The 26993-nt window shown below is 63.5% G+C and carries 21 protein-coding genes and 1 tRNA gene; 7 read left to right on the top strand and 15 right to left on the bottom strand.

The window, feature by feature from the left end:
- Positions 1-9 precede the first annotated feature (9 nt).
- The 11 genes from NKI25_RS07735 to NKI25_RS07685 form a co-directional block, all read right to left on the bottom strand.
- Positions 10-771, bottom strand: coding sequence for a 3-ketoacyl-ACP reductase (locus NKI25_RS07735; protein ID WP_352588169.1), 762 nt, complete (start codon positions 769-771; stop codon positions 10-12).
- Positions 768-2282 carry a GMC oxidoreductase gene (locus NKI25_RS07730; protein WP_352998309.1) on the bottom strand — a complete coding sequence of 505 codons (1515 nt, stop codon included), beginning with the start codon at positions 2280-2282 and terminating at the stop codon, positions 768-770. Before NKI25_RS07730 ends, NKI25_RS07735 begins: the two co-directional genes overlap by 4 nt.
- A 5-nt stretch (positions 2283-2287) precedes the next feature.
- A complete protein-coding gene (locus tag NKI25_RS07725) occupies positions 2288-3403 on the bottom strand; it encodes an ABC transporter ATP-binding protein (RefSeq protein WP_352576144.1) in 1116 nt (371 codons plus the stop codon).
- A gap of 4 nt (positions 3404-3407) precedes the next feature.
- Entirely contained in the window at positions 3408-4352 is a 945-nt protein-coding gene (locus NKI25_RS07720) for a carbohydrate ABC transporter permease (RefSeq protein ID WP_023675367.1), read from the bottom strand.
- Positions 4349-5308 carry a carbohydrate ABC transporter permease gene (locus tag NKI25_RS07715; RefSeq protein ID WP_023675368.1) on the bottom strand — a complete coding sequence of 320 codons (960 nt, stop codon included), beginning with the start codon at positions 5306-5308 and terminating at the stop codon, positions 4349-4351. Before NKI25_RS07715 ends, NKI25_RS07720 begins: the two co-directional genes overlap by 4 nt.
- A gap of 144 nt (positions 5309-5452) precedes the next feature.
- Positions 5453-6706, bottom strand: coding sequence for an ABC transporter substrate-binding protein (locus tag NKI25_RS07710; protein ID WP_031194023.1), 1254 nt, complete (start codon positions 6704-6706; stop codon positions 5453-5455).
- A gap of 59 nt (positions 6707-6765) precedes the next feature.
- Positions 6766-8277 carry an aldehyde dehydrogenase family protein gene (locus NKI25_RS07705; RefSeq protein ID WP_023675370.1) on the bottom strand — a complete coding sequence of 504 codons (1512 nt, stop codon included), beginning with the start codon at positions 8275-8277 and terminating at the stop codon, positions 6766-6768.
- Between the two features lie 15 nt (positions 8278-8292).
- Entirely contained in the window at positions 8293-9069 is a 777-nt protein-coding gene (locus NKI25_RS07700; protein WP_352620358.1) for an enoyl-CoA hydratase/isomerase family protein, read from the bottom strand.
- The gene (locus NKI25_RS07695; protein WP_352998308.1) at positions 9062-10663 is read right to left on the bottom strand and encodes an acyl CoA:acetate/3-ketoacid CoA transferase; all 1602 of its coding nucleotides are present in this window, start codon (positions 10661-10663) and stop codon (positions 9062-9064) included. The genes NKI25_RS07700 and NKI25_RS07695 overlap by 8 nt, the downstream gene beginning before the upstream one ends.
- Positions 10660-11676: a Gfo/Idh/MocA family protein gene (locus NKI25_RS07690; RefSeq protein WP_352998307.1), complete on the bottom strand. Its 1017-nt coding sequence runs from the start codon at positions 11674-11676 to the stop codon at positions 10660-10662. Before NKI25_RS07690 ends, NKI25_RS07695 begins: the two co-directional genes overlap by 4 nt.
- Complete coding sequence (locus tag NKI25_RS07685) at positions 11673-12728, bottom strand: LacI family DNA-binding transcriptional regulator (RefSeq protein WP_352998306.1); 1056 nt, start codon at positions 12726-12728, stop codon at positions 11673-11675. The genes NKI25_RS07690 and NKI25_RS07685 overlap by 4 nt, the downstream gene beginning before the upstream one ends.
- Before the next feature lie 242 nt (positions 12729-12970).
- Here NKI25_RS07685 and NKI25_RS07680 point away from each other — a divergent pair, with 242 nt between their 5' ends.
- Both NKI25_RS07680 and fcl read left to right on the top strand, forming a co-directional pair.
- Positions 12971-14125 carry a dihydrodipicolinate synthase family protein gene (locus NKI25_RS07680; protein WP_352998305.1) on the top strand — a complete coding sequence of 385 codons (1155 nt, stop codon included), beginning with the start codon at positions 12971-12973 and terminating at the stop codon, positions 14123-14125.
- Positions 14126-14280: 155 nt separating this feature from the next.
- The gene (fcl, locus tag NKI25_RS07675; RefSeq protein WP_352682495.1) at positions 14281-15243 is read left to right on the top strand and encodes a GDP-L-fucose synthase; all 963 of its coding nucleotides are present in this window, start codon (positions 14281-14283) and stop codon (positions 15241-15243) included.
- Between the two features lie 65 nt (positions 15244-15308).
- On the opposite strand, the gene NKI25_RS07670 is transcribed toward fcl, so the two are convergent.
- Positions 15309-15383: transfer RNA gene (locus NKI25_RS07670), tRNA-Val, on the bottom strand.
- 104 nt (positions 15384-15487) lie between these two features.
- On the bottom strand, positions 15488-15850 hold the full coding sequence (gene cpdR / locus NKI25_RS07665) for a cell cycle two-component system response regulator CpdR (protein ID WP_006199474.1): 363 nt from the start codon (positions 15848-15850) through the stop codon (positions 15488-15490).
- Positions 15851-16003: 153 nt separating this feature from the next.
- On the opposite strand from cpdR, the gene NKI25_RS07660 reads away from it, so the two are divergent.
- The 3 genes from NKI25_RS07660 to NKI25_RS07650 all read left to right on the top strand — a co-directional run bounded on the left by NKI25_RS07660 (position 16004) and on the right by NKI25_RS07650 (position 18657).
- Positions 16004-16945, top strand: a complete 942-nt coding sequence (locus NKI25_RS07660; RefSeq protein ID WP_352682493.1) for an N-formylglutamate amidohydrolase — start codon at positions 16004-16006, stop codon at positions 16943-16945.
- Between the two features lie 328 nt (positions 16946-17273).
- Positions 17274-18047, top strand: a complete 774-nt coding sequence (gene hisN / locus NKI25_RS07655; RefSeq protein WP_352682491.1) for a histidinol-phosphatase — start codon at positions 17274-17276, stop codon at positions 18045-18047.
- Positions 18048-18147: 100 nt separating this feature from the next.
- The gene (locus tag NKI25_RS07650; RefSeq protein ID WP_352682489.1) at positions 18148-18657 is read left to right on the top strand and encodes a DUF1579 domain-containing protein; all 510 of its coding nucleotides are present in this window, start codon (positions 18148-18150) and stop codon (positions 18655-18657) included.
- Positions 18658-18677: 20 nt separating this feature from the next.
- Here the strand turns inward: NKI25_RS07650 and NKI25_RS07645 are convergent, their stop codons facing one another.
- Complete coding sequence (locus tag NKI25_RS07645; RefSeq protein ID WP_352998304.1) at positions 18678-19649, bottom strand: alpha/beta fold hydrolase; 972 nt, start codon at positions 19647-19649, stop codon at positions 18678-18680.
- Positions 19650-20123: 474 nt separating this feature from the next.
- On the opposite strand from NKI25_RS07645, the gene NKI25_RS07640 reads away from it, so the two are divergent.
- Positions 20124-20588, top strand: a complete 465-nt coding sequence (locus tag NKI25_RS07640; protein WP_023675381.1) for an Hsp20 family protein — start codon at positions 20124-20126, stop codon at positions 20586-20588.
- Between the two features lie 89 nt (positions 20589-20677).
- Here the strand turns inward: NKI25_RS07640 and NKI25_RS07635 are convergent, their stop codons facing one another.
- Positions 20678-21730, bottom strand: coding sequence for a threonine aldolase family protein (locus tag NKI25_RS07635; RefSeq protein ID WP_352682485.1), 1053 nt, complete (start codon positions 21728-21730; stop codon positions 20678-20680).
- Between the two features lie 475 nt (positions 21731-22205).
- On the opposite strand from NKI25_RS07635, the gene gltB reads away from it, so the two are divergent.
- Positions 22206-26936 (top strand): glutamate synthase large subunit, encoded by a 4731-nt coding sequence (gene gltB, locus NKI25_RS07630; protein ID WP_352998303.1) that lies wholly within the window; start codon positions 22206-22208, stop codon positions 26934-26936.
- The last annotated feature ends 57 nt before the right edge of the window (positions 26937-26993 follow it).

Here is a 26993-nt window from a genome sequence, read left to right as displayed (position 1 = left end):
GTCACCTGTTCATAGCCTCGGCACCGACAGCGCGCCGTCGACATTGATGACCGAGCCGGTCGAAAAGCCGAACTTGCCACCGGCGAGTGCTGCCACGGCGGCACCGATATCTTCGCTCTCGCCCCAGCGCATCGCCGGCACCAGCCCGCCGTCGATCAGCCCGTCATATTTGGCGGTCACACCCGTGGTCATGTCGGTGCGGATGATGCCCGGGCGCACCTCGAACACCGCGATGTTTTCGGTGGCAAGCCGCAGCGCCAGGTTCTTCACCCACATCGAAAGCCCAGCCTTGGAGATGCAGTAATCGGAACGTTCCGGCGAGGCCATGGCGGCGCTGACCGAGGTGATGGTGATGATCGATCTCGCACCATCGCTTGGCAGGCCGAGCATCGCTTTGGCGACGGCCTGGCTGAGGAATACGGTGCCGCGCAGATTGATGCCGAGCACCCGGTCGAAATTTTCGGGCTTGAGCTCGAGCAGATCGCCGCGCAGGACGGCGCCGATGCCGGCATTGTTGACCAGGCAGTCGATGCGGCCGAAGGCGCTTGTCGCGGCATCAATCAGCGCTGCGTGGCCGTCGAGGTCGGCGATGTCGCTGCTGGCATAGGCGAACTTCGCGCCGCGCCCTGTGATGTCGGCGGCGAGCCCGTCGGCGGCTTCGTCGGCAAGGTCTGAGAGGAGGATGTCGAAGCCTGCGTCGGCCAGCGCCTCGGCGCAAGCAAGGCCGATCCCGCGCGCGCCGCCGGTGACGATCGCTGCCGGGCGGCTCATGTTGCAAGCTCCGTCTTGCGGATATGATCGGCGACGCGCAGCGCCTGTGCGGCGATCGACAGCGCCGGATTGACGGCGGCCGAATTCGGCAGGAAGCCGGCATCGACGACGAACAAATTGCTGTGGTCGAAGGAGCGGCAGAACGGGTCGAGCGGCGAGGTCGCTGGATCGTTGCCCATCTTCACGGTGCCGCATTGGTGCGAGGGCGTGCGCTTGTCGAACGGCCGCGACAGGACGATCGGATAGCCGCAGGCGCGGAAATTCTCGCGCATCACCTTGGTCAGTCCGTCGAGCGACTGCATGTTGGAGCGCCGCCACTGCATGACGATGTCCTTGCCATCGACCATGATGCGGCTCTCGGCATCGGGCAGGTCCTCGCACATCAAATACCAGTCGACGGCGTGGCCGGCCATGAAATCCAGCGCGAATTTGGGCGCGCGCCTGACATTGGCCTTGAGGATGTTGCCGTCGATCTTGCCTAGAAGCTGGACGTTGCCGAGCGGTTTGCCGCCCTTGCCGTCGGATAGATAATAGTCGTTCAGCATCAGCGTCTTCTGGTAGACGGATTTGTTCCTGCGGCGCGGATCGATCGCCAGCATGGCGCTCGAATTGTGGTTCATGAAGTTGCGGCCGACCTGGTCGGAGCGGTTGGCCAGGCCTTTGCCACCGCCTCTGCCCTGAGGGGTGGGCGAGCGCAGCAGGATGGCGGCGGAATTGACTGCGCCGGCCGATAGGATGACCAGCTTCGGCGCGACTTTCTTCAGCGTACCGTTCTGTCGATAATGGACGGTGATGATCGTCCTCGCATCCGGCGATGCCTCGAGATATTCGACATGGGCGCCGGTCTCGAGCTTGATCTTCTGGTCGGCAAGGGCAGCGGCCAGCGGTCCCGTTTGGGCGTCGACCTTGCCGGGCCCGGTGTTGGGAAACGCGTCCCACGGCGTGCTGCCGTCTTTCAGCCAGGCTTCGATGTCGACGCCGAGCGGCAGCGATGCCGGGTGCAGACCGAGGCTCCTGAGCTCGGCGCGGGCACGCGCGATCGGCGGCTCGTCGGGCACCGGCCCGAAAGGGTAGGGCATCGAGTGGAACGGCTCGGTCGGGTCATCACCCAGCGCACCGCGCACGCGGAAAAGCTGCTCGGCCCTGGAATACCAGGGCTCGAATTCCTCGTAGGAAAACGGCCAGGCCGGCGAGACGCCGCCATAATGCTCCATCTCCGAAAAGTCTTCCCTGCGGTAGCGGATCAGCACCGCGCCGTAGAATTTCGAATTGCCGCCGACATAGTAGTAATTGCCCGGGTTGAACGGCGCTCCGCCGGCCTCAAGCCACATCTCCTTCGGCCGATAGTGACCATCGACGAAGATGGCTCGGGTGTCGCGTGTGTGCGGCGTTGCTGGCAGTGGTTCGCCGCGCTCCAGCATCAGGATCGAGGCGCCACCGCCGGCAAGGCCGGAGGCGATCGTGGCGCCGCCTATGCCGGAGCCGATGATGACGATGTCGGGATTTGTCATGGCCGTTAGACGATGCGTTTCTCGGTCGCCGGATCGAAGAACACCGCCTTGGTCAGGTTGAAGGCGAGCGGCGTGATCGTGCCGGGCTGGATTTTGGCATCGGCGCGCAGCCGTGCCACCACCGCCTTGCCGCCGAGATTGGTGACCGCGAACGTATCCGAGCCGGCCGGCTCGATGACCTCGATGTGACAGTCGGCGCGGGCGATGTTCGAGGCGTTGCGTTCGGCACCCTCGGGATCGGTCAGTGCTTCCGGGCGAACGCCGAAGATGATCGGTTTTCCCTGGAATGCCGACAGGCCGGCCGGCGCATTGCCCAGCGGCAGCGAGATCGGCTGGCGCGCCTCGCGCTCCATGACGACGGAGAAGCCGCTGCCGTTGCTGCCGATCGTCGCCGGGATCAGGTTCATCGCCGGCGAGCCCATGAAGTCGGCAACAAACAGGTTGACCGGATTGTTATAGATTTCGGCTGGCGTGCCGAACTGCTGCACCTCGCCGTCGCGCATCACCGCGATCTTGGTGGCCAGCGTCATCGCCTCGATCTGGTCGTGGGTGACGTAGACGATGGTGGTGCCGGTGGTGGCGTGCAGGCGCTTGATCTCGATGCGCATGTCGACACGCAGCTTGGCATCGAGATTGGACAAAGGCTCGTCGAACAGGAACAGCTTTGGATCGCGCACCAGCGCCCGGCCCATGGCGACGCGCTGGCGCTGGCCGCCGGAGAGCTGGCTTGGCTTGCGCTTCAGCAAATGGCCGATCTGCAGGACCTTCGCCACCTTGTCGATCGCCTTCTGGCGCTCGCCGGCCGGCACGCCGCGCATCTCCATGCCGAAGGCGATATTGCCGGCAACCGTCATGTTCGGATAGAGCGCGTAGCTCTGGAAGACCATGGCGATGTCGCGCTTGGAGGGGTGGAGATCGTTGATCGTGCGTCCGTCGACGCGGATTTCCCCTTCGGTGATGGTTTCCAGGCCGGCAATAGTGTTGAGCAGCGTGGACTTGCCGCAACCGGAAGGCCCGACCAGCACGAGGAAGCCGCCCTTTTCCAGGTCGAGGTCGATGCCTTTCAGGATCTCGACCGCTCCGAAACGCTTCTTCAGCCCGTCAATTTCCAGAAAAGCCATGCGATTATCCTTTGACGGCGCCGGCCATCAGGCCGCGCACGAAATAGCGGCCGGCGAGCACGTAGACGAGGAGCGTCGGCAGCGCGGCGATCATCGCCGCCGCCATGTTGACGTTGTATTCGACGACGCCGGTCGAGGTGTTGACGACATTGTTCAGCGCCACCGTCATCGGCATCACGTCGCCTGAGCCGGCATAGGCGGAAGCGAAGAGGAAGTCGTTCCAGATGTTGGTGAACTGGTAGATCACCGTCACCACGATGATCGGCAGCGAGTTGGGCAGCATGATGCGCCGGAAGATCTGGAAGAAGCTGGCGCCGTCGATCTGCGCCGCCTTCACCAGCTCGTTCGGAAACGCTTCGTAATAATTGCGGAAGAACAGGGTGGTGAAGCCGATGCCGTAGACGACGTGAACGAACACCAGGTTCACGGTCGGATTGCCGAAGCCGAAGGTGAGGCCGGTCGCGTTCTGCAGCTTGACGCCGAACCGGCCGAGGCTGCCGAGGATCGTTGCCATCGGCAAGAGGACGGACTGGAACGGAATGAAGCAGGCAAACAGCATCAGCCCGAACACCAGCGTCGCCCCGCGAAAGCGCCACTTCGTCAGCACATAGCCGTTGAGCGCGCCGAGCAGGGTCGAGATGATGACCGCCGGAACCACCATCTTGATCGAGTTCCAGAAATAACCCTTCATGCCGACGCAGGTGAGACCCGAGCAAACCTCGCTCCACGCCCTTATCCAAGGTGCGAAGGTCGGCTCCTGCGGCAGCGCCAGCATGTTGCCGTTCTGGATTTCGTCCATGGTCTTGAACGAGGTCACCAGCATGACGAACAGCGGCATCAGATAGAACAGCGCGAATAGCGCCAGCAGCCCGTAGATGACGATACGGTTGACCGTCCTGGCGCTGATACCGCCAGTGCTCTGGCGAGCAGGAGTGGCCACGGCGCTCATCGCGGCTTCTCCCGAAGCTCGGAATAGAGATAGGGAACGATGATCGCGGTGATGGTCATCAGCATGATCACGGCGCTGGCGGAGCCGACGGCCATCTCGTTGCGCTTGAAGGTGTACTCATACATGAAGTTGGACGGCAGCCAGGCCGAACCGCCCGGCCCGCCGCTGGTCAGCGCGACCACCAGATCGTAGGATTTGATGGCGAGATGCGCGAGGACGATCAAGGCGGACAGGAAGATCGGCCGCAGCAGCGGGATGACGATGCGACGGTAGAGCTGGAAGGTGGTGGCGCCGTCGATCTGCGCCGCCTTCAGGATCTCGCCGTCGATGCCGCGCAGGCCGGCCAGGAACATCGCCATGATGAAGCCCGACGCCTGCCAGACGCCGGCGATGACCACTGTGTAGATGACGAAATCCTTGTTCTTGATCCAGTCGAAATGGAAGCTCGTCCAGCCCCATTGGTGCAGCGTCTGCTCGAGGCCGAGGCCGGGGTCCAGAAACCATTTCCAGGCAACGCCGGTGACGATGAACGACAGTGCCATCGGGTAGAGGTAGATCGGCCGCAGCACACCTTCGCCGCGGATCTTCTGGTCGAGCAGGATCGCCAGGAACAGGCCGAGCGCCAGGCAGATGGAAATATAGAGGAAGCCGAAAATCCCCATATTGGTGATCGACGTGTACCAGGAGGACGGCGGATCGCTTTCGAAAGTCCAGCGCCATAGCCGCTGATAGGCGCGTGGCCCGGTGATCGCATAGGAGGGAAAGGTCTTGGAATTGGTGAAGGACAGATAGATCGTCCACAGGATGAAGCCGTAGACGAAGACGATAGTGGCGGCGAAGCTCGGCGCCAGCACGAGCTTCGGCAGCGCGTCCTGAAGGCGCGAGCGCACCGTGGCGCCCGGACGGGCATCGTGCTCCGGCGTCAGCGTGATACTGGTTTCAGCAACTGTGCTCATCTGTCCATTCCGTATGGCGGGTCCGGAATTCTGCTGTCTCGGGCTCTGCGGCACGAAAGCGTGCCGGTCGGCGCAACCGCAAAACCTCGCCGCAGGGGATCTCCCCGGCTTGCGCCGGGGAGATCATTCACATGGGCGGGTGCCTTACTTGGCGTCTTCGATCGCGCTGACCAGTTGGGTCACGGCCTCGTCCGAGGTCTTGATCTGGCCGTGCACGAATTTCGAGACGACATCCTTGTAGGCGTTGGCAACCGCGGGAGGCGCGCCATAGCCCTGCGCCAGCGAACCGAACAGCGTGCCGCCTTCATTGGCGGCCTTCAGGTCGGCCATGCCCTTCTTGCCGCAAGCGTCGAAATCGGTGTCCGGCACGTCGGTGCGGGCCGGAACAGAGCCCTTGACGACGTTGAAGGCCGACTGGAAGCTCTTCGACAGCGTGGCGGTGGCCAGGGCGATCTGGGCGGCCTTGCGGTCCTCCGGAACGTTGAACATGCCGAACATGTCGGAGTTGTAGACGACGCTGCCGTCGGTGCCCGGGAAGCGGTAGCACAGGAAGTCGGTGCCCGGGACCTTCTTGGCGGCGTTGAATTCGCCCTTGGCCCAGTCACCCATCACCTGCACCAGCGCATCGCCCTTGATGACCATGGCGGTGGCGAGGTTCCAGTCCCGGCCCGAGAAGTTCGGGTCGACATAGGTGACGAGCTTGGCGAGATTGTCGAACGACTTCTTCATCGTGTCGGACTTCAGCGACTCCTCGTCGAGGTCGTTGAAGGCCTTCTTGTAGAACTCAGGCCCGCCGGTCGACAGCACGACTGAGTCGAACATTGTCGCTTCCTGCCAGTTCTGGCCGCCCAGCGCGAGCGGGATGACGCCCGCCGCCTTGGCTTTGTCCAGCAACGCAATGAAGTCGTCGAAGGTCTTGGGCTCGGTGCCGCCGATCTTGTCCATCACCGCCTTGTTGATCCATAGCCAGTTGACCGAGTGGACGTTGACCGGAGCCGCGACCCACTTGCCGTCATAGACGGAGAATTTCTGCAGGGCCGCGGGAACGGACTTGTCCCAGCCTTCCTTTATCGCCGTCTCGGTCAGGTCGCCCATAACGCCGGCTGCGGCGTAATCGAGCACGGTATAGCCAAGCATCTGCGAGGCGGTCGGGTAGTTGCCCGCTGCCACCATCGCCTTCAGCGCGGTCATGGCGGCGTCGCCGCCGCCGCCGGCCACCGGCACGTCCTTCCAGGCAAAGCCTTCCTTGGCCAGATCCTGCTTGAGCACGTTCAGAGCGGCAGCTTCGCCGCCCGACGTCCACCAATGCAGCATCTGGACTTCCTTGACGTCCTCGGCATGGGCCGCGAACGCAACGCCCGATGCGAGAGCCGTCCCGATAAGCAGTTTGCGCAACATGTACTTCCTCCCTTGTTGAACTTACACGACCGGCGGATGCCCACCGGGTTCTTCCCAACTCAGCCGACCCACCATCCGGTGCGCTGGCCGCGATGAAACTGGATTGTCTTTTCCTCGGTATAATCCTCGACGGCGCGCTTGCCGAGTTCGCGTCCGAGACCGGACTGCTTGTAGCCGCCGAAAGGCAGTTCGGGGTAACCCTCCATGAACGTGTTCACCCAAACGGTTCCCGAACGCACATTCCGCGCCACCGACATGCAGGTATCGATGCTGGCGCTCCACACGCCCGCCGATAGACCATAGGGCGTGTTGTTGGCGATGTGCAACGCCCTTTCAATCGATTCAAAAGTCAGCACCGAGAGCACCGGACCGAACACTTCCTCGCGTGCAATGGCCATGTCTTCGGTGACGTCGCGAACGATGGTCGGATCAAGATACTGGCCGGCGCTCGAAGCAAGCTGATTGCCGCCGCTACAGATCCGGCCGCCGCCGTTTTCCGCTGCCGTCACGTAGCCGGTGACCTTGGCCATATGGTCGGCGGAGATCATCGCGCCGACCTTGGTGCGGTCGTCGAGCGGGTCGCCGACAACCACCTTGGCGGTGAGGGCTTTGACGGCGCCGAGGAACTCGTCGGCGATCGCCTCATGGACGATCAGCCGGCTGCCGGCATTGCAGCATTCGCCGGCATTGAAGAAGCCGCCGAACACCGCCGCGTCGGCGGCGGCCTCGAGGTCGGCATCGGAAAAGACGATCTGGCCGTTCTTGCCGCCGAGCTCCATCGCGACTTTCTTCAGCGAGTTGGCGGCAGACGCCATGGTCATCTTGCCGACGCGGGTGGAGCCGGTGAACGACACCATCTCGACCAGCGGATGGCTGACCATCGGTGCGCCGACATCGGCGCCCAACCCGGCAAGGATGTTGACGACGCCGTCCGGCAAGCCGGCCTGCATCAGGATCTCGCCGAGCACAAAGGTCGAGGCCGAGGTCATCTCGCTCGGCTTGACCATCGCCGTGCAGCCGGCGGCGAGCGCGAAGGGTAGTTTCTGGCTGACGATAAGGAACGGGAAATTCCACGGCGTGATGATGGAGACGACGCCGATCGGTTCGCGCAACACGACGCCGAGCATGGCATCGCCGAGATTGGCGTAGCTTTCGCCGTGAAGCGTCCGCGCAAGTGCCGCGGCATAGCGCCAGATGTCGACGGCGCCGCCGATCTCGTCGCGCGCCTGCGCAATCGGCTTGCCGGATTCCAGCGCGTCGAGCCGGGCAATCTCGTCCAGCCGCGCCTCGATCAGGTCAGCAGCCTTGAGCAAGATCGTGGCGCGTTCGGCGGCCTTCATGCGCGGCCACGGGCCGGTCTCGAAGGCCTTGTGCGCGGCCTGAACCGCAGCCTCTACGTCCGCCGCGCCGGCGTGTGCATAGCGCGAGACGGTGAAGCCGTGGCCGGGGCTGCTACGCTCCAGTGTGCGGCCGTCCTGGGCGTCGACGAACCTGCCGCCGATCAGCAGCCGGTAGCTTTTCGGCGCTGCGGCTGCCTCGGCGGGCATGGCGATGTTGAGGGGTGCGTTCATGTGATTTCCAGGTCCCTAAGATCTCGAGAACGCCGGCTTCTGCTTGGCCTTGAAAGCCTCGACGCCGGCTCTGAGATCGCTTGTCAGCGCGATGAAGCCGCTGGCCAGCGCTTCGGTCGCGGCAGCACTCTCTTCGCCCTCGGCGATGGCAATCATCAGCTTGGCGGCTTCGGTCGCGAGCGGGCCGCGCTCGGCGATCTTGCCGGCCCAGGCCTTGGCTTCGGCGAACGCCTTGCCGGTCTCGACCACCCGGTCGACAATCCCCAGAGCAAGAACCTCGGTAGCCAGAAACACCTCGCCGCCGAGCGCCATCCGCCGCACTGCCTGCGCGCCGAAGCGGCGCACGGCGCGCTGGGTGCCGGACCAGCCGGGAACGACGCCGATCGAGGTTTCGGGGAACCCCAGCTTCACCTGTGTTTCCGCCACGCGGAAGTCGCAAGCGGCCGCCAGTTCGAGCCCGCCGCCCAGCGCATGGCCGGCAAGCACGGCGATCGTCGGCTGCCGCAGCCGCGCCAGCCGGTCGAAGACGCGATGGCCGTAGCGCACCCATTGCACCTGGAAATCGGCGGCGCTCATTTCCGCCCAAGCCTCGACGTCGCCGCCGGCGCAAAAGCCCTTGCCTTCGCCGCAGACCAGCACGACGCGGACGCCGGTTGCTGTCTCGGCCTCGTCGAGTGCCGCTTCCAGCGCCCGCAGCATCGGAATATCGAGCGCGTTGAATTTCTCCGGCCGGCGCAGCGTGACAATGCCGATGGCGCCGTCGGTTTCAAAGGTTACCAGACGCTCAGCCATGTGCGCCTCCAAGCGACGCGCCGCCATTGAGCGATAGGCCGATCGGCCGGTCCCGGTAGAGCGCATCCGGCGTCACTTTCAGGTCGTTGGCGACGGCGAGCGGGATCTCGGCCTGCGCCAGCACATCGCGCTCGAGGTCGATGCCCGGCGCCAACTCGGTCACCATCAGCCCCGCAGGCGTCAGCTTCATCACGCAGCGCTCGGTGACATAGGTGATATCCTGTCCCTGCGCGACGGCACGCTTGCCCGAGAAGGAGATATGCTCGACCTCGCCGACGACTTTCTTGACCTTGCCCTCCTGGTCGATGCGGATGCCGCCACCGGCAAGCGACAACTTGGCGCCGGCATTGAAGAAACCGGAAAAGACGATCTTCTTCGCCCGCGCGGTGATGTCGACGAAGCCGCCGGCGCCGGCGGTGACATGCGGCCGCGCCGAAAGCTTCGAGACATTGACAGAGCCGTGGCGGTCGATCTGCAGGAAGGACAGCAGCGAGGCGTCGAAGCCGCCGGCCTGGAAATAGATGAACTGGTGCGGCGAAGGCATGAAGGCGTCGGCATTCGACGAGCAGCCGAACTTGAAATCGAGCAGCGGCACGCCGCCGACCGCGCCCTGTTCGATGACCCAGGTGACCTTGCCGTGCTGGCCTTCCTCGAGCAGGATGCGCGGCACATTGGCCGAGATGCCGAAGCCGATATTGACCGCCATGCCGTCGGCAAGCTCCATGGCGACGCGGCGCGCAATGACCTTCTGGACGTTCATCTCGGCGTTGCGAAAGCTCGACAGTGGCCGGAAGATCTCGCCGGAGATGGCCGGATCGTAAGGCGTCAGCGTCGTCTGCAACTGGTCGGGCGCCACCACGATATGGTCGACCAGCACGCCGGGCACGCGCACATTGTGCGGCTTCAGCGTGCCGTTCTCGACGACGCGCTTGACCTGCGCGATGACGATGCCGCCATTGTTGCGGGCGGCCAGCGCCTGTTCGAGGCCGCCGAGATAGGCACCCTCATGCTCATAGGTAAGGTTGCCGCGCTCGTCCGCCGTGGTGGCGCGGATGATCGCGACCTGCGGTACGATCGAGCGGAAATAGAGCCATTCCTCGCCGTCGAACTGCTGCACCGAAACGATCGGCTCGCTGGCGGCAGCATTCATGGCGCAACCCTGATGGCGCGGGTCGGCAAAGGTATCGAGCCCGACCTTGGTCAGCACGCCGGGGCGCTTGGCCGCGGCCTCGCGATGCATGTCGAACAGGATGCCGGACGGCACGTTATAGGCGGCGACCGTATTGGCGCCGATCATCTTCCAGATCTGCGGCGGTTCGGAAGATGACGGCCCGGACGGATAGGAGCCGCACAAAGTGCGCTTCAACAGGCCGGGCTTGGCTAGATGGTCGATGCCCTTGATGCCGTACATGTCACCGGCGGCGATCGGGTGCAGCGTCGTAATGTCCTTGGGATGGCCGTCGGCGTCGAAGCGCTCGCCGATCGCGGCAAGCACCGCATCCGGGCAGCCGAGGCCGCTCGACGACGACACGGAAACGACCACGCCATCCCTAATCAGGCCGGCAGCCTCAGCCGCGGAAACGAGCTTGCTCACGCTGCGCTCCCGAGCTTCGGGTCGATGGCAACGGCCTTGCCGGACCTGGCCGATTGCAATGCCGCTTCGGCTGATGTCAGCGACCAGACGCCGTCCTCGCCGGTGGCGGAAGGCTGGCCCTCGCCGCGGATCGCCGCGTGGAATTGGCGCAGCGAACGGGCATAGAGGTCTTCGCGGTCGAAGCTCAATTCCTCCTCACCCTGTGCCGTGCGAAGCAACACCGAGCCGAGCGGGTTCTGCGTCATCACATCCTTGGCGATCAGCGAGCCTTCGCTGCCATGCACCTCGAAGCCGGTGCCGGCGAATTTGGTGGTGAAGCCCTCATGCGATTGGGCAATGATCCCCGATCCGAAGCGCCAGAGGCACATGGCGCCGTCTTCCAGCCCGCCGGCGGCCATGCCGGCCGACTGCGTCAATGCCGCGATCTCGACGGGATCGTCGCTGAGCACGAAGCGCAGCGTGTCGGCATCGTGGACGGTGATGTCGAGCACCACGCCGCCGCCGGCGTCCGGCCTGGTGATGCGCCAGCCCTGCAGGTTTTCCGGCAGATAGACGGAGTGGAAGACGCGCGCGGCGATCGGCCTGCCGATGCGGCCGGCAGCGATCGCTTCGCGCATCGCCCGATGCGAGCCGGCATTGCGCAGATGGTGATTGGTGCCGAGCACGACGCCGGCGGCCCTGGCCGCCGCGACCATCTTGCGCGCGTCGGCGCTGGTCAGCGCCAGTGGTTTTTCGCAAAGCACATGCTTTCCCGCCTCGATGGCGGCGAGTGCCTGTTCGAGATGCAATTCGTTGGTGGTCGAGATGTAGACGGCGTCGATATCGGATTTGAGCAGGGCGTCGAGCGTCGAGATCGCCGCCGGAATGCGGTTTTCACTGGCGTAAGTGGCGGCGCGCTCCGGGCTGGAGCTCATCACCGCGGCGATCTCGCCGTCCTTCTGCGCGCGGATGGCGCCGATCATGAACTGTCTTGCGATCGTGCTGGCGCCGATCAGCCCCCAACTGACGGTCATGCCGCGTCTCCCATTCCTGCGCAGCCATGCTCCTTGCGATCGGGGCCGCAGCTTTCCCTGACCACGAGGTTGACGGCGCCGATATGATCCTCGGCGCGCGTGGTGCGCGATTGGATCATCTTCAGCACGACATGGGCGGCGCGCTCGCCGAGACCGGCGGTGTTCACCGCGACGCTGGTCAGCGCAGGCATATAGTGCTCGGCCTCGGCGACGTCGTCGAAGCCGACGACGGCAAAGTCCGCGCCGGGTTCCAGGCCGCGCTTGCGCAGCCCCAGCAAGACGCCGAAGGCGACCGCATCGTTGAAGCAAAGGGCCGCGGTCGGCGGCGCGGCCATGGCAAGTGCGGTATCCAGGCAGGCAATACCGCCCTTGCGGCTGGTTTCGCCCTCGAAGACCAGCCTGTCGGCCAGCGCGATGCCGAGCGCTTCACAGGCCTCGCGAAAGCCGCCCAGGCGCTCGTGATAGACGACAAGGTCGGACGAGCCGCCGAAGAAGGCCAGCCGGCGATGGCCCTTGCCGATCAGATGGGCGGTGGCGAGATAGGCGCCGCGATGATTGTCGGGCGTGATCACCGGGATACGGCTTTCGGGAAGCCGGCGCATGACGAAGACGACCGGAACGCCTGCGGTCTCAAGGCGACGGAACGCGCCAGGCGTGGTGCCGCGCGCCGGCGACACGACGAGCCCGGCGACACCCTGCTCCATCAACGATTTCAGAACCTCTTCCTGGCGCACCGGGTTTTCAGCCGTATTGGCGATGAAAGGCACGACGCCGGCCGACTGGAAGACGCGCTCCATGCCGACCGCGAGCTCGGCGAAAAACGGATTGGTGAGATCGTTGATGACCATGCCGATGACGTTGGAATGGGCCTTGCGCAGATTGGCGGCGCCGCGGTTGTAGACATAGCCGACGTCCTCGATCGCCTTGCGCACCTTGAGCGCGGTTTCGGGCCGGATCAGCCCGCTGCCTTGCAGCACCAGCGATACCGTCGATTTGGACACGCCCGCCTCACGGGCTATGTCGAGTATCGTTGCCTTGGCCCGGCTGGCCATCCAGATCTGTCCTCCCGGTGGTTTCTTGTGCGATTTTATTGGAACGATCTAATCCCTGGGGCGCATTTGAGTCAATCGCGTTTTTGCGAACCCGGGAAAAATGCGGCTCGGTGGCGCAATCCGCCGGCAAGCAGGGCTTTCGGCTGCTGCGATGCAGCAATTTTCGCTGCACGAGGCAGGGGGCAAAATATCTTGATTTGTTGGAACGTTCCATTTAATAGGCGTTGGTAAGGGAGAGAGCCATGGACATCACCTTGCCCGGGGAAGGCGCCGGCCGTGTCCGCTGCCGGCTTATCGGCCAGCCGGTGCAGCCTGTGGCCGGCGCTCGCTTCTCGCGCATCGCCTACGCCGCCGCCCATGTAGTTGCCGATCCCCTCGCCATGACCGATCCGTGGTCGAGGCCCGCGGTCGACTGGGACAAGACGATGGCGTTTCGCCATCACCTCTGGCGGCTTGGCTTCCGTGTCGCCGAAGCGATGGACACCTCTCAGCGCGGCATGGGTTTCGACTGGGCGAATGCCAAGGAATTGATCCGCCGCTCGATCGCCGAGGCGCGCAGCGTCGAAGGCGCCGATCTTGCGTCGGGCGCCGGCACCGACCATCTGGCGCCGGGGGGCGCCAGATGGCTAGACGATGTCATCGCGGCCTATGAAGAACAGCTCGGCTTCATCGAAGGGCTTGGTGGCAAGGCGATCATGATGGCCAGCCGGGCGCTGGCGGCGGTCGCCAAAGGCCCCGACGACTATATCGGCGTCTACGACCGCATCCTGTCCCAGGCCTCCGGCAAGGTCATCCTGCACTGGCTGGGCGACATGTTCGACCCGGCGCTGAAAGGCTACTGGGGCAGCAGCGACTTCGAAACTGCGCTGGAGACAGTGGTCGCGATCATCGAACGCCATGCCGGCAAGGTCGAAGGCATAAAGATATCGCTGCTCGATGCCGGCAAGGAGATTGCGCTCAGGGACCGGCTGCCTGAGGGCGTGCTGATGTTCACCGGCGACGATTTCAATTACCCCGAGCTGATCGCCGGCGACGGCGACAGACATTCGCACGCGCTGCTCGGCATTTTCGATGCCATCGCGCCGGTCGCCAATGCGGCGCTGGCAAAGCTGGCCGACGGCGACCGCGCGGGCTACGACGCGCTGATGGCCCCGACAGTGCCGCTGTCGCGCAAGATCTTCGAGGCGCCGACCGAATACTACAAGGCCGGCATCGTCTTCATGGCATGGCTGAACGGCCACCAGGAGCATTTTTCGATGGTCGGCGGCATGCAATCGGCACGCGGCATCCGTCACTATGCCGATGTCTTTCGCCTTGCCGACCAGGCAGGGTTGCTGGCCGACCCCGAACTCGCGATTGCCAGAATGACAAGCCTCTGCGCGGTAGCAGGCATCTGATCGCAAACGCTGTCCGATCCAAAGTCAGGTTCGGTAGCTTGCGATTTGCCTTGTCTGGGCAAATCTGTATGCGGTATGCGTCTGGCAACAGAGAAGCCGATCCGGCGCTCCGCCGGCCAACTGGCATAGCTGCCGTTCTGCATTGGGGTAAGCTGATGACCTTCGACCTTCAGGGCAAGCGCGTTTTCGTGGCCGGACATCGCGGCATGGTCGGCTCGGCCATCCTGCGCAGATTGGCCGACGAGGATTGCGAAGTCCTGACCGCCTCGCGCGCCGAGCTCGATCTTCTCGACCAGGCCGGCGTGCGGCGCTGGATGGCCGACCGCAAGCCGGATGCAGTGGTGATGGCGGCGGCCAAGGTCGGCGGTATCCTGGCCAACAACAGGCTTCCGGTCGATTTTCTGCAGGACAATCTCGTCATGCAAAACAATGTCATCGACAGCGCCTTCCGCAACGAGGTGCAGAAGCTGCTGTTTCTCGGTTCATCCTGCATCTATCCCAAATTCGCGGCGCAGCCGATCTCCGAGGACGCCTTGCTGACCGGGCCGCTCGAGCCCACCAACGAATGGTATGCGATCGCCAAGATCGCCGGGCTGAAACTGTGCCAGGCCTATCGGCGCCAGTACGGCGTCGACTACATCTCGGCGATGCCGACCAATCTCTACGGTCCGGGCGACAATTTCGACCTCAATTCCAGCCATGTCGTGCCCGCTCTGATGCGCAAGGCGCACGAGGCCAGGCGCGCCAGCCGCAAGAGCCTGGAGGTGTGGGGATCAGGCACGCCGATGCGTGAATTCCTGCATGTCGACGACGCCGCCGACGCGCTGGTCTGGTTGCTGAAGAATTATTCGGGCGACAGCCACATCAATGTCGGCTCGGGAGAAGACATCACCATTGCCGATCTTGCCCGCACCATCGTGTCGGTCGCTGGCGCCGATGCTGCGATAACGTTCGATGCGACGAAGCCGGACGGCACGCCGCGCAAGCTGATGGACGTGTCGCGTCTGTTCGCCACCGGCTGGCGCCCGCGCTACTCGCTGCGCAGCGGATTGGAACAGACCTATGCCTGGTTTCTGGAGCACGTCGAGACCGGCGATCTGCGCCTCGGTGCGGCCTGAGGCTGGAATTGGCCGGGAACGTCAGTCGACGAAAAATACCGACGCCAATTGAGGGACTATCTGGATGGTGGGCGTGACAGGGATTGAACCTGTGACCCCTGCAATGTCAATGCAGTGCTCTCCCGCTGAGCTACACGCCCATCCGAAGCCGCGCATACACCATTTTTGGTTCGGCACGTCAATAGCGGGAAAAGCGAAAGAATGGCTGGCTTGCCGGGTCGGTCAAGACGCGAGAAAAAACGCGTCAGGCGGCCTGCAGCATCTTTTCGACTTCGTTGACGAGGTCGCGCAGGTGGAACGGCTTCGATAGCACCTTGGCGTCTTTCGGCGCCTTGGAATCAGGGTTCAGCGCGACGGCGGCGAAGCCGGTGATGAACATCACCTTGAGGTCGGGATCGATCTCCGTGGCGCGACGGGCGAGCTCGATGCCATCCATCTCGGGCATGACGATGTCGGTCAAAAGTAGCGAAAAAGGTTCCTCGCGCAGCCGCTCATAGGCACTGGCGCCATTGTCGAAATCGCTGACCTGATAACCGGCGCGCTCCAGCGCCTTGACGAGGAACCGGCGCATGTCGTCGTCGTCTTCCGCCAGCAGAATGCGTGCCATCTTGTCCCGTCCGAATCACCCAACCGACAATGCCGTGCGGCAAGCCCGTTAACCATGCTGTATATGAGGAGGCGACGGTAAACATCAAGTGAACGTTGGGCGCACAATCCTGTTTTGGCTTGCGCTTCGGCGGCTGGACATGCGGGCGGCGAGGTGGCACTTTCCTATCATGATGCATTGGTATTTCCGGGTTCGTTCAAATTGAAAACGGCAGCCGAGGATTTTTCGGTCGTTCCACCCTTCGAAATCCGATCGGGCGCCGAACAGCGCGTTCCCTTCCTCTTCAACTCGCCGCATAGCGGCCGCTACTATCCGGACCGGTTCATGGCTATGGCCAAGCTGGACCGCAACGCCATCCGCCGCTCAGAGGACTGCTATGTCGAGGAATTGTTCGGCGGCGCCGTCGCGCTCGGAGCGCCGATGCTGGCGGCAAACTTCCCGCGCGCCTATCTCGACGTCAATCGGGAGCCGTGGGAACTCGACCCGCGCATGTTCGCCGAACCGGTGCCGTCATTCTGCAACATCCGCTCGGCGCGGGTGGCTGGCGGGCTCGGCACCGTGCCCAAGGTGGTCGGCGAGGGGCTCGACATCTATTCCGGCCGCTTGCCGCTGGCGGAAGCCGTGGCGCGCATCGAAGCGGTCTACAAGCCCTATCACGAGACGCTGAAACGGCTTTTGACCAGAACCCATGCGCGCTTCGGCTACGCCGTGCTGATTGACTGCCACTCGATGCCGGCAAGCATAAGGGTCGGCGACAGCGGATTGCGGCCGGATTTCATCGTCGGCGACCGTTTCGGCATCTCGGCCGCGGCGGCGTTGACCGAGACGGCGATCGGCCTGCTCACCGGCATGGGCTACAGCGTCGCCCACAACAAGCCCTATGCCGGAGGCTTCATTACCGAGCACTATGGCCGCCCCGTGCGCCATCTGCATGCGCTGCAGATCGAGGTCAATCGCGGGCTCTACATGAATGAGCGGACGTTCCAGAGATCGGCTGGTTTCGACGCACTGGCCGACGATCTGGCGCGGTTTTCGGCCGAACTGATGGCGATGCCCGATCACAATTTCATGGATCTGCCGCTGGCCGCCGAATAGCCGCGGAATCGCGGTACCCGCCGCTCATGCGGCAGCGTAAAAAAAGACCGCATCGTTTGCACGACACGGTCGAAGTCTAGGGAGGAAACGCCCAAGGAGGGCATGGACAGGAACCCCTGTCCGAGAACAAACGTATTGTGCGCTGCACAAATGTCAAGGCGCGTTCCGGCTTTTTTAATTCACTGTGAAGTGGAAATTGCATTTCCATGACGGCGGCGTTGCATTCGAGCAACAGTTGGCGCCATGCGAAAGGCTCCGAACGCCTTTGTTTCGGCATAAATCCGTAGGCAAACGGGTATCTCCAAACATGCTGGAGCGGGAGAATCAGTTGGACATCAGCATCGAGTTCATGCGGCGCATTGCGCGTGCCGCCGCAGCCGAGACCTTGCCGCGCTTCCGCAACCAGGGCGCGGTCACCAACAAGGAGCGCGGCAGCTTCGACCCGGTCACCGAGGCCGACCGCGAGGCCGAGCGCGCCATCCGGGCGCTGATATCAGCGCAGTACCCCGATCACGGCATTCTCGGCGAGGAACATGGCGGCGAAAACATCTCCAGCCGGCATGTCTGGGTGATCGATCCGATCGACGGCACGCGCGCCTTCATTTCCGGCCTGCCGGTATGGGGCACGCTGGTCGGACTGACGGTCGACGGCAATGCGGTCGCCGGCATGATGTCGCAGCCCTTCACCGGCGAGCTGTTCTACGCCAATGCCTCCGGCTCGCATTATGAAGGTCCCGGTGGCCCGCGAAGACTCGCGACGCGCAAGACGACGAATCTCGCCGAGGCGACGCTGTTCACCACCACGCCGGCGCTGTTCAAGGGAGACGCGCGCCTGCGCTACGACCTGTTCGAGCAACAGGTCCAACTCGCCCGCTACGGCACCGACTGCTATGCTTTCGCCATGGTGGCGGCGGGCAGCGTCGATATCGTCGCCGATCCCGGATTGAAGCCCTACGACATCGTCGCGCTGATCCCGATCATCGAGAAGGCGGGCGGCGTTGTCACCACTTTCGAAGGCGGGCCGGCGGAAGAGGGCGGCGACATCCTGGCGGCGGCGACACCGGAGCTGCACGCAGCAGCAATGGCGGCGCTGCGCGGCTGAGATTGGGCATACTGCCCAGGCGAGATCGTTGCCATACCTCCTGACAGGATGATGTCAGTTGGCATGCGCTATGGAACGCTGTCAGCCGGGAGGATCATAGATGCCGACGCAGCCAGCAGCCAGCCATTCCGATGCTCCGGCGGACGGGCGGGCCGATTTCGATTTCTTCTTCGGGCGCTGGACCGTCGGCCATCGAAGATTGCAGAAGCGGCTGCAGGGCGACGGCAACTGGGATGTGTTTGGCGGCACGTGTGACGTGCGGCCGATCCTTGGCGGCCTCGGCAATATCGACGACAATTGGATTGAATTGCCCGACGGGCCCTATCGCGCCGCCACCCTGCGGACCTTCGACCCGGCGGCGAGGCAATGGTCGATCTGGTGGATCGACGGCCGCAATCCGTCGACCATCGATGTTCCGATGCGCGGCACTTTCGTGGCGGACGTCGGCACGTTCCTGTGTGAAGACGTCTTCGACGGCCAGCCGATCCAGGTTCGCTTCCTGTGGTCGCGGATCACGGACAGATCGGCACGCTGGGAGCAGGCTTTTTCGCCGGACGGCGGCAAGACATGGGAGACCAACTGGATCATGGATTTTGCCCGCACGAACTGAAGCCGGACAAGGTATGTGGCTCAGACGTCGCCGGTTCCGGGGATGAAGGCATCGAATGCCGCAAACAACTGCTCGCGATAGAGGTCGGCTTCCTGGAGGATCTCATGGCGGGCGCCGTCGATCATCACTAGCGAGCCGACGCGCAGACGTCTCGCATAGGCTTCGACTGCCCTGGTCGAGACGACCTGGTCGGCGCCGGCGGCGATCATCAGCAAGGGCACGTGGATCTTGGCCATGAAATCGGGGTCGCTGACGATCAAGGATGCCTCGGTGGCCGCCTTCAGCCAGCGGATCGTTGGTCCGCCGAGCGCCAGCTGCGGATAGGTTTCGTAGATCAGCGTGTTGCGCCGATAGCGTTCCGGGTCGCTGGTCAGCTTGTTTATGGCGAAGGGCACCGATTCCTTGGGCCGCGGCCCCCATGCGGCATAGAGTCGGCCAAGGCCGAGAAGGCAGAACAGCGAACAGGTGCGGCGAACGGTTTTTATCGAAACCGGCAGGTCGGGCACGGTGAAGAATGGTGCGATCAGCACCATGCGGCGCACGCGGTTCGCCATTGAGCGCGCGGCGAGCAGCGCGATCACCGCGCCGGCCGAATGGGCCAGTATGTAGTAGGGTCCTCGGCAATCGGGCAGCACGATCTCTTCGAAGAACTGCTCCAGATCGCCGGTATAGTCGAAGAAGCTCTGGACGTAGCCGCGCTGTCGGTCGCCGATCATCCGGTCGGAAGCGCCCTGGCCGCGCCAGTCGAGGGTTGCCACGCCAAAACCCCGGTCGGCAAGGTTGCGAATGGTCTCGAAATACTTCTCGATGCATTCGTTGCGGCCGGTCAGGACGACCACGGTGCCCTTCATCGGACGGCTAACCGCGGCAAACAGACCATAGCGGATCTTCTTGCCGTCGCGCGTGGTGAAGAAGCCGCCGGCTGCGTTTTCCGGCAGCGGATTGCCTGGAGTCTCATGGAAAGGCGGCGTCTGGTGGAAGAGATCGGTCATACGGTGTTTGGTTTGGGATCGGTGCCGGCATGGGCGCAAGTTAGGCATAGACGCCCATGCGCCAAAAGCAAAGGAATTCGGGACGCCGGAGGTCGACCGAGGCAGCGGAGAAATAAGGCCGGAAGCAGCCTTGGGCGTACTTCCGGCCTCTGTCGACCCGGGAGGAAGGGACGTTACACCCGGTTCGGCCTCGTCGTGTCGCCTTTTCCGGCGACCTGTTCGTGATCTCGAGAACAGTTTTAGTGCCGCCTGGCTGAACGCTCGCCGAAGCCACGGTTCATCTGCCGTTCATCGGCATCGGGACGTGGGCCGGGACCGGTCCCGTTCGGACGCGGGAAAATCTTGAAATGCCGTCGCCGGCTTCCCAAATTTGTCATGCGGTCGCCAATGTCGGGGCCGCTGGCCAATCCGGAACGCCGTCACGGGTTTCGCACCGGCCATACGCAACCTTGTTGCTCAACAGGAGAACACACCATGCGTCACGTTGATTTTTCCCCGCTCTACCGTTCGACCGTCGGTTTTGACCGGTTGTTCACCATGCTCGATTCGCTTGCGCAGCCGGAAGGCCAGACGTATCCGCCTTACAACATCGAGCGCACGGGCGAGGATGCCTATCGCATCTCGATGGCTGTGGCCGGCTTCTCGGAAGATGAGATTTCGATCGAAGCTCACCGCAATGTGCTGACCGTCAAGGGTGAGCGCAAGGAGGAAGGCAATGGCGAAGGCTCCGAACTGCTCTATCGCGGTATCGCCAGTCGAGCCTTCGAGCGCCGCTTCCAGCTTGCCGATCACGTCGAGGTTGTCGGCGCCGCGCTGAAGAACGGCCTGCTCTTCGTCGACCTCAAGCGCAACATCCCCGAAGAGCTGAAGCCGCGCAAGATCGCGATCACCTCGGCTCCGGCCAAGGCCAAGCAGATCGAGGCCAAGACTGCCGCCTAAGCCAGGCAGCTAAACTCCGGGACGCCAACTCCCCGGGAAGAAAGGGCGGTGCAGCAATGCGCCGCTCTTTTGCTGGTGGGCAAGGCTTGCTATCCGGCGAGCAGGTAGCCGAAACGGTCGACCTCGTCGGGCGTGGTCGCGAAGCTGGTGACAAAGCGATAGAGCGCTTCGTCTTCGCCAATGTAGCCGTCGTAGCCGAGCGGCCTGTGCCAGTCGTGGAAGGCCGCCCCTGCCGCTTGCATTCTTTCGGCCTCGGCCTTTTTCATGACTGCGAAGACCTCGTTCGCCTGCGGCAGCCAGGCCAGCCGGGCCGAAGGGGAATCTTCTATCGCCGCGGCAAGCCGTGCCGCCATCGCATTGGCGTGCCGTGCTGTGTCGAGCCATAGCCCACCCCTGAAATAAGCATCGAATTGCGCGGCGATGAAGCGCGATTTCGAGAACAGCTGGGCCGCGCGCTTGCGCAAAAAGGCCAATTCCTTGGCTCGCTCGAGGTCGAACAGCACGATCGCCTCGGCGCACCAACAGCCATTCTTGGTGCCGCCAAAGGAGAGGATGTCGACACCGTGCTTCCAGGTCATTTCGGCCGGCGTCGTTTCCAGCGCGACGAGCGCATTGGCAAAGCGGGCCCCATCCATGTGCAGCGGCAATCCGTGCTGCTTTGCGATCGCCGAAATCCTGGCGATTTCGTTCAGCGTGTAGACGGTGCCGACTTCGGTCGACTGGGTGATCGAAACGGCAACCGGCCGCCCGGAATGGACGTTTTCGGGTGCGAAACGGTCCACCGCCCGTTCCAGATTGCCGGCATCGATCCTGCCGAGTGCGCCTTCGACTGTATAAAGCCGCGAACCGCCGGTGAAATATTCCGGTGCACCGCATTCGTCCTCGATGACGTGCGATTCGCGATGGCAGAAGGAAATGCCGCCTGGCTTGTTATAGGTAGTCAGCGACAGCGAATTGGCAGCGGTGCCGGTGGCGACGAAAAACACCGCGACCTCGCATTCGAAGATTTCATTGAAGCGCTGGTAAACGGCCTTGTCGAGGGCACCGTCGCCATAGGCGGTGGAGAAGCCGTCGGCATGGCCCGACAGGCCGGCAGCGATACGGGGATGGGCGCCTGCCCAATTGTCGGAAGCGAAAATCATGCGTCTGCCTATGCTGGGGAAATCGATGCGAGCTTGGCCGCTTTCGCATGCCGGCCGCAAGTGGCAGATGCCGAAAATCCGCTAAAGCCAGCGAAACGCATGAGCGTAGATGCAGCGACTGAAGGCTACGCTGACACGGCGTTCCGCGCAATTTTCTGTCGCGAAAGCCTCAAGAATTTTGTGAATCGGTCTTGTGTGCATCCAAAATTTCTGTCATAAAAATTTAGGACAGTAGTGCTGTCTTATTTTGTCGCACAAAACTGGCCGCATTGGCATATGATTGCGCCTCTGCGGCATTGCCGCGAGCGACAGCTAGACAGCCTGGCTCCGGCCTGTACGAATACCATATGCGAACGATGCGGAAAGCCGCACGGTCGGCAAGAATTTCGCAAGACGTGCCGCAAGATTGAAAGGGGAGCCACGCGCTTCCCGACGGAAACCAGCGCCCGAAGGGGACGGAACGGAGGACAGGACGATGACGGACATGACGCCATCTGCGACGAAGGCCGCGCAGACGAAAGCGGCAGCCGTCAAAAATCCGTCCCTGACCAATATTGGGCGAACCAGCACCGGCTATGCCGCGCACGGCCTCTATGATCCGCGCAACGAGCATGATGCCTGCGGCGTCGGCTTCATCGTCAACATGAAGGGCGTGAAGTCGCACCAGATCGTCGAGGACGGCCTTGCCGTGCTCGAAAACCTGACGCATCGCGGCGCCGTCGGCGCCGATCCGCTGATGGGCGACGGCGCCGGCGTGCTGGTGCAGCTGCCGGACCGCTTCTTCCGCGAGGAGATGGCCAAGCAAGGGGTCGAACTGCCGAAGCCCGGCCACTATGCCGTCGGCCATGTGTTCATGCCGCGCGACCCGGAGCTGCAGGCGCATATCGAAGGCATCATCGCCGAGGTGGCGCAACTCGAGGGCCAGCCGCTGCTCGGCTTTCGCGACGTGCCGGTCGATAATTCGTCGCTGTCCAAGGCGCCCGACATCGCCGCTTCCGAGCCGGTGCACCGGCAGGTATTCCTGGGCCGCGGCGCCGAGATCGAGAACGACGACGATTACGAGCGGCGGCTCTACATCCTGCGCAAGGTCATTTCCGGCCGTATCCACGAGGAGACCAAAGGCGTCGACAACGGCTTCTATGTCGTCTCGATGTCGTCGCGGACCATCGTCTACAAGGGCATGTTCCTGGCCTATCAGGTCGGCGCCTACTACAAGGACCTCACCGACCCGCGTTTCGAGACGGCGCTGATCCTGGTCCACCAGCGCTTCTCGACCAACACGTTCCCGTCGTGGAAGCTGGCGCATCCCTACCGCATGGTCGCCCACAATGGCGAGATCAATACGCTGCGCGGCAACGTCAACTGGATGGCGGCGCGGCAGGCCTCGGTCGATTCCGAACTGTTCGGCAACGACATCTCGAAGCTGTGGCCGATCTCCTATGAAGGGCAGTCCGACACCGCCTGCTTCGACAATGCACTCGAATTCCTGACGCAGGGCGGCTATTCGCTCGCCCACGCCATGATGATGCTGATCCCGGAAGCCTGGGCCGGCAACAAGCTGATGGGTCAGGACCGCAAGGCCTTCTACGAGTATCACGCAGCCCTGATGGAGCCGTGGGACGGGCCAGCGGCGGTTGCCTTCACCGACGGCCGCCAGATCGGTGCCACGCTCGACCGCAACGGGCTGCGGCCGGCGCGCTACATCGTCACCGATGACGACCGCGTCATCATGGCCTCGGAAGCCGGCGTGCTGCCGGTGCCGGAGGAAAGGATCGTCAAGAAGTGGCGGCTGCAGCCCGGCCGCATGCTGCTGATCGACCTGGACAAGGGCCGCATCGTTTCCGACGAGGAGATCAAGTCGGAGATCGCGACCAGGCACCCCTACAAGAGCTGGCTCGCCAACACACAGCTCATCCTCGAGGATCTGAACCCGGTCGAGCCGCGCGCCCTGCGCAGGGATGTCTCACTGCTCGACCGCCAGCAGGCGTTTGGCTACACCCAGGAGGACACCAAGCTGTTGATGTCGCCGATGGCGACCACCGGCCAGGAAGCGGTCGGCTCGATGGGTACCGACACGCCGATTTCGGCAATGTCGGACAGATCGAAGCTGCTCTACACCTATTTCAAGCAGAATTTCGCACAGGTCACCAATCCGCCGATCGACCCGATCCGCGAGGAGCTGGTGATGAGCCTGGTGTCCTTCATCGGGCCGCGGCCCAACATCTTCGATCTTGTCGGCAATTCGCGCCGCAAGCGGCTCGAAGTGCGCCAACCGATCCTGACCAATGGCGATCTGGAGAAGCTGCGCTCCGTCGGCCACACCGAAGACCGTTTCGACACCAAGACGATCGACATCACTTACGGTTCGAATGAAGGCGCGGCCGGCATGCAGGGCGCCATCGACCGGCTATGCGAGCGCGCCGAGGCGGCGGTCGCCGGCGGCTACAACATCATCATCCTGTCGGACCGTCAGCTCGGCCCGGACCGCATCGCCATTCCGGCACTGCTGGCGACTGCGGCCGTGCACCATCATTTGATCCGCAAGGGATTGCGCACGTCGGTTGGGCTCGTCGTGGAATCCGGCGAGCCGCGCGAGGTGCATCATTTCTGCTGTCTCGCCGGCTACGGCGCCGAGGCGATCAATCCCTATCTCGCTTTCGACACGCTGCTCGACATGCACAAGCGTGGCGAATTGCCGGCGGAGGTCGATGCCTACGAAGTCGTCTCCCGCTACATCAAGTCGATCGGCAAGGGCATCCTGAAGGTCATGTCCAAGATGGGCATCTCGACCTACCAGTCCTATTGCGGCGCGCAGATATTCGACGCCATCGGGCTCAAGTCGGACTTCGTGCAGAAGTACTTCACCGGCACGGCGACGCTGATCGAAGGCGTCGGGCTGGACGAGATCGCCGCCGAAACGGTCAGCCGCCACACCGACGGCTTCGGCAACGACCCGGTGCTGCGCAACAGCCTCGAGGTCGGCGGCGAATACATGTTCCGCATGCGCGGCGAGGCCCATATCTGGTCGCCCGACGCAGTGGCGACCTTGCAGCACGCCGTGCGCCAAGGCTCGTGGGAGACGTTCAAGGACTATTCCGCCCAGATCGACAGCGAGACGGCGCAGGCGCAGACCATTCGCGGCCTGTTCAAGATCAAGCTTGCGCAAGAGACCGGGCGTAAGAAGGTCAAGCTCGACGAGGTGATGCCGGCGGCCGATATCGTCAAGCGCTTCTCGACCGGGGCGATGTCCTTCGGCTCGATCTCAAGGGAAGCGCACACGACACTGGCGCGCGCCATGAACGCCATCGGCGGCAAGTCGAACACCGGCGAGGGCGGCGAAGAGGCCGACCGCTATCTGCCACTGCCGGGCGGCGGCAAGAACCCCGAACGCTCGGCAATCAAGCAGGTCGCTTCGGGACGCTTTGGCGTCACGGCGGAATATCTGGTCAATTCCGACATGATGCAGATCAAGGTCGCGCAAGGGGCGAAGCCCGGCGAGGGCGGCCAGCTGCCGGGCCACAAGGTCGATGCGACCATAGCAAAGGTCAGGCACTCGACGCCGGGCGTCGGCCTGATCTCGCCGCCGCCGCATCACGACATCTATTCGATCGAGGATCTGGCGCAGCTCATCTACGACCTGAAGAACGTCAATCCGGCGGCCGACGTATCGGTCAAGCTGGTCTCGGAAGTCGGCGTCGGCACGGTTGCGGCCGGCGTCGCCAAGGCGCGTGCCGACCACATCACCATATCAGGCTATGACGGCGGCACCGGCGCTTCGCCGCTGACCTCGCTCAAGCATGCCGGCAGCCCGTGGGAGATGGGCCTTGCCGAGACGCACCAGACGCTGGTGCTCAACGGCCTCAGGTCGCGCGTCGCGCTGCAGGTCGATGGCGGCCTGCGCACCGGGCGTGACGTCATTATCGGCGCACTGCTCGGCGCCGACGAGTTCGGCTTTTCGACCGCGCCGTTGATCGCGGCCGGCTGCATCATGATGCGCAAGTGCCATCTCAACACCTGCCCCGTCGGCGTCGCGACACAGGACCCGGTGCTGCGCAAGCGCTTCAAGGGCACGCCCGAGCACGTCATCAACTTCTTCTTCTATGTGGCGGAAGAGGTGCGGGCGCTGCTTGCCGAGATGGGCTACACCCATCTCGACCAGATCATTGGCGACACCGACCTTCTGGAAAAGCGCGAGCTGATCCAGCACTGGAAGGCACGCGGGCTCGACTTCAGCAAGATGTTCTACAAGCCCGATGCGCCGCACGAGGCGGTGCACTGGACCGAGCGGCAGAAGCATCCGATCGACGACGTGCTCGACCGCAAGCTGATCGAACTCGCAAAGCCGGCGCTCGAAGCCAGGCAGCCGGTCAGTATCGAACTGCCGATTCGCAACGTCGACCGTTCGACCGGCGCCATGCTGTCGGGCGAGGTGGCAAAGCGCTTCAAGCACAAGGGCCTGCGCGAGGACACGATCTCGGTCAAGCTCACCGGCACGGCCGGCCAGTCCTTTGGCGCCTTCCTGGCGCGCGGTGTCTCGTTCGAACTGGTGGGCGCTGCCAACGACTATGTCGGCAAGGGCCTGTCGGGTGGCCGCATTGTCATCCGCCCGCCGGAGAACACGAAAATCGTTGCTGCCGAGTCCATTATTGTCGGCAATACCGTGCTCTACGGCGCAACCGAGGGCGAGGCCTATTTCTGCGGCGTTGCCGGCGAGCGTTTTGCCGTGCGCAATTCGGGTGTCGCCGCCGTCGTTGAAGGCGTCGGCGACCATGGTTGCGAATACATGACCGGCGGTATCGTCGTCGTCATCGGCCAGACCGGCCGCAACTTCGCCGCCGGCATGTCGGGGGGCGTCGCCTATGTGCTCGACGAGGCGGGTGATTTCGCCGAACGCTGCAACATGGCGATGGTCGAGCTGGAGCCGGTTCCGGAAGAGGACGACCTGATGGAAAAGCTGCTCCACCATGGCGGCGATCTCGACCATAAGGGCCGTGTCGACGTATCCGGCGATATGACCAGCCATGACGAGGAGCGGCTCTACCAGCTGATCTCCAACCACGTCCACTACACCGGCTCGGTACGAGGTCGCGAAATCCTCGACGACTGGGCGACTTTCCGGCCGAAATTCCGGAAGATCATGCCGGTCGAATACCGCCGCGCGCTGATCGAGATGGAGCGGATGCGCATGAACGTGGCGGCGGAATAGATTTGGAAATTGCCGGGAGGCCGTGCGTCCCGGCAACCCTCTTCATCAACAATCCTG

Origin of the sequence: Mesorhizobium sp. M0808 (assembly GCF_040320025.1) — a bacterium.
Taxonomy (GTDB): domain Bacteria; phylum Pseudomonadota; class Alphaproteobacteria; order Rhizobiales; family Rhizobiaceae; genus Mesorhizobium.
Note: the sequence above shows the minus strand (reverse complement) of the source record. Positions and strands in the feature narration are given on the sequence as shown.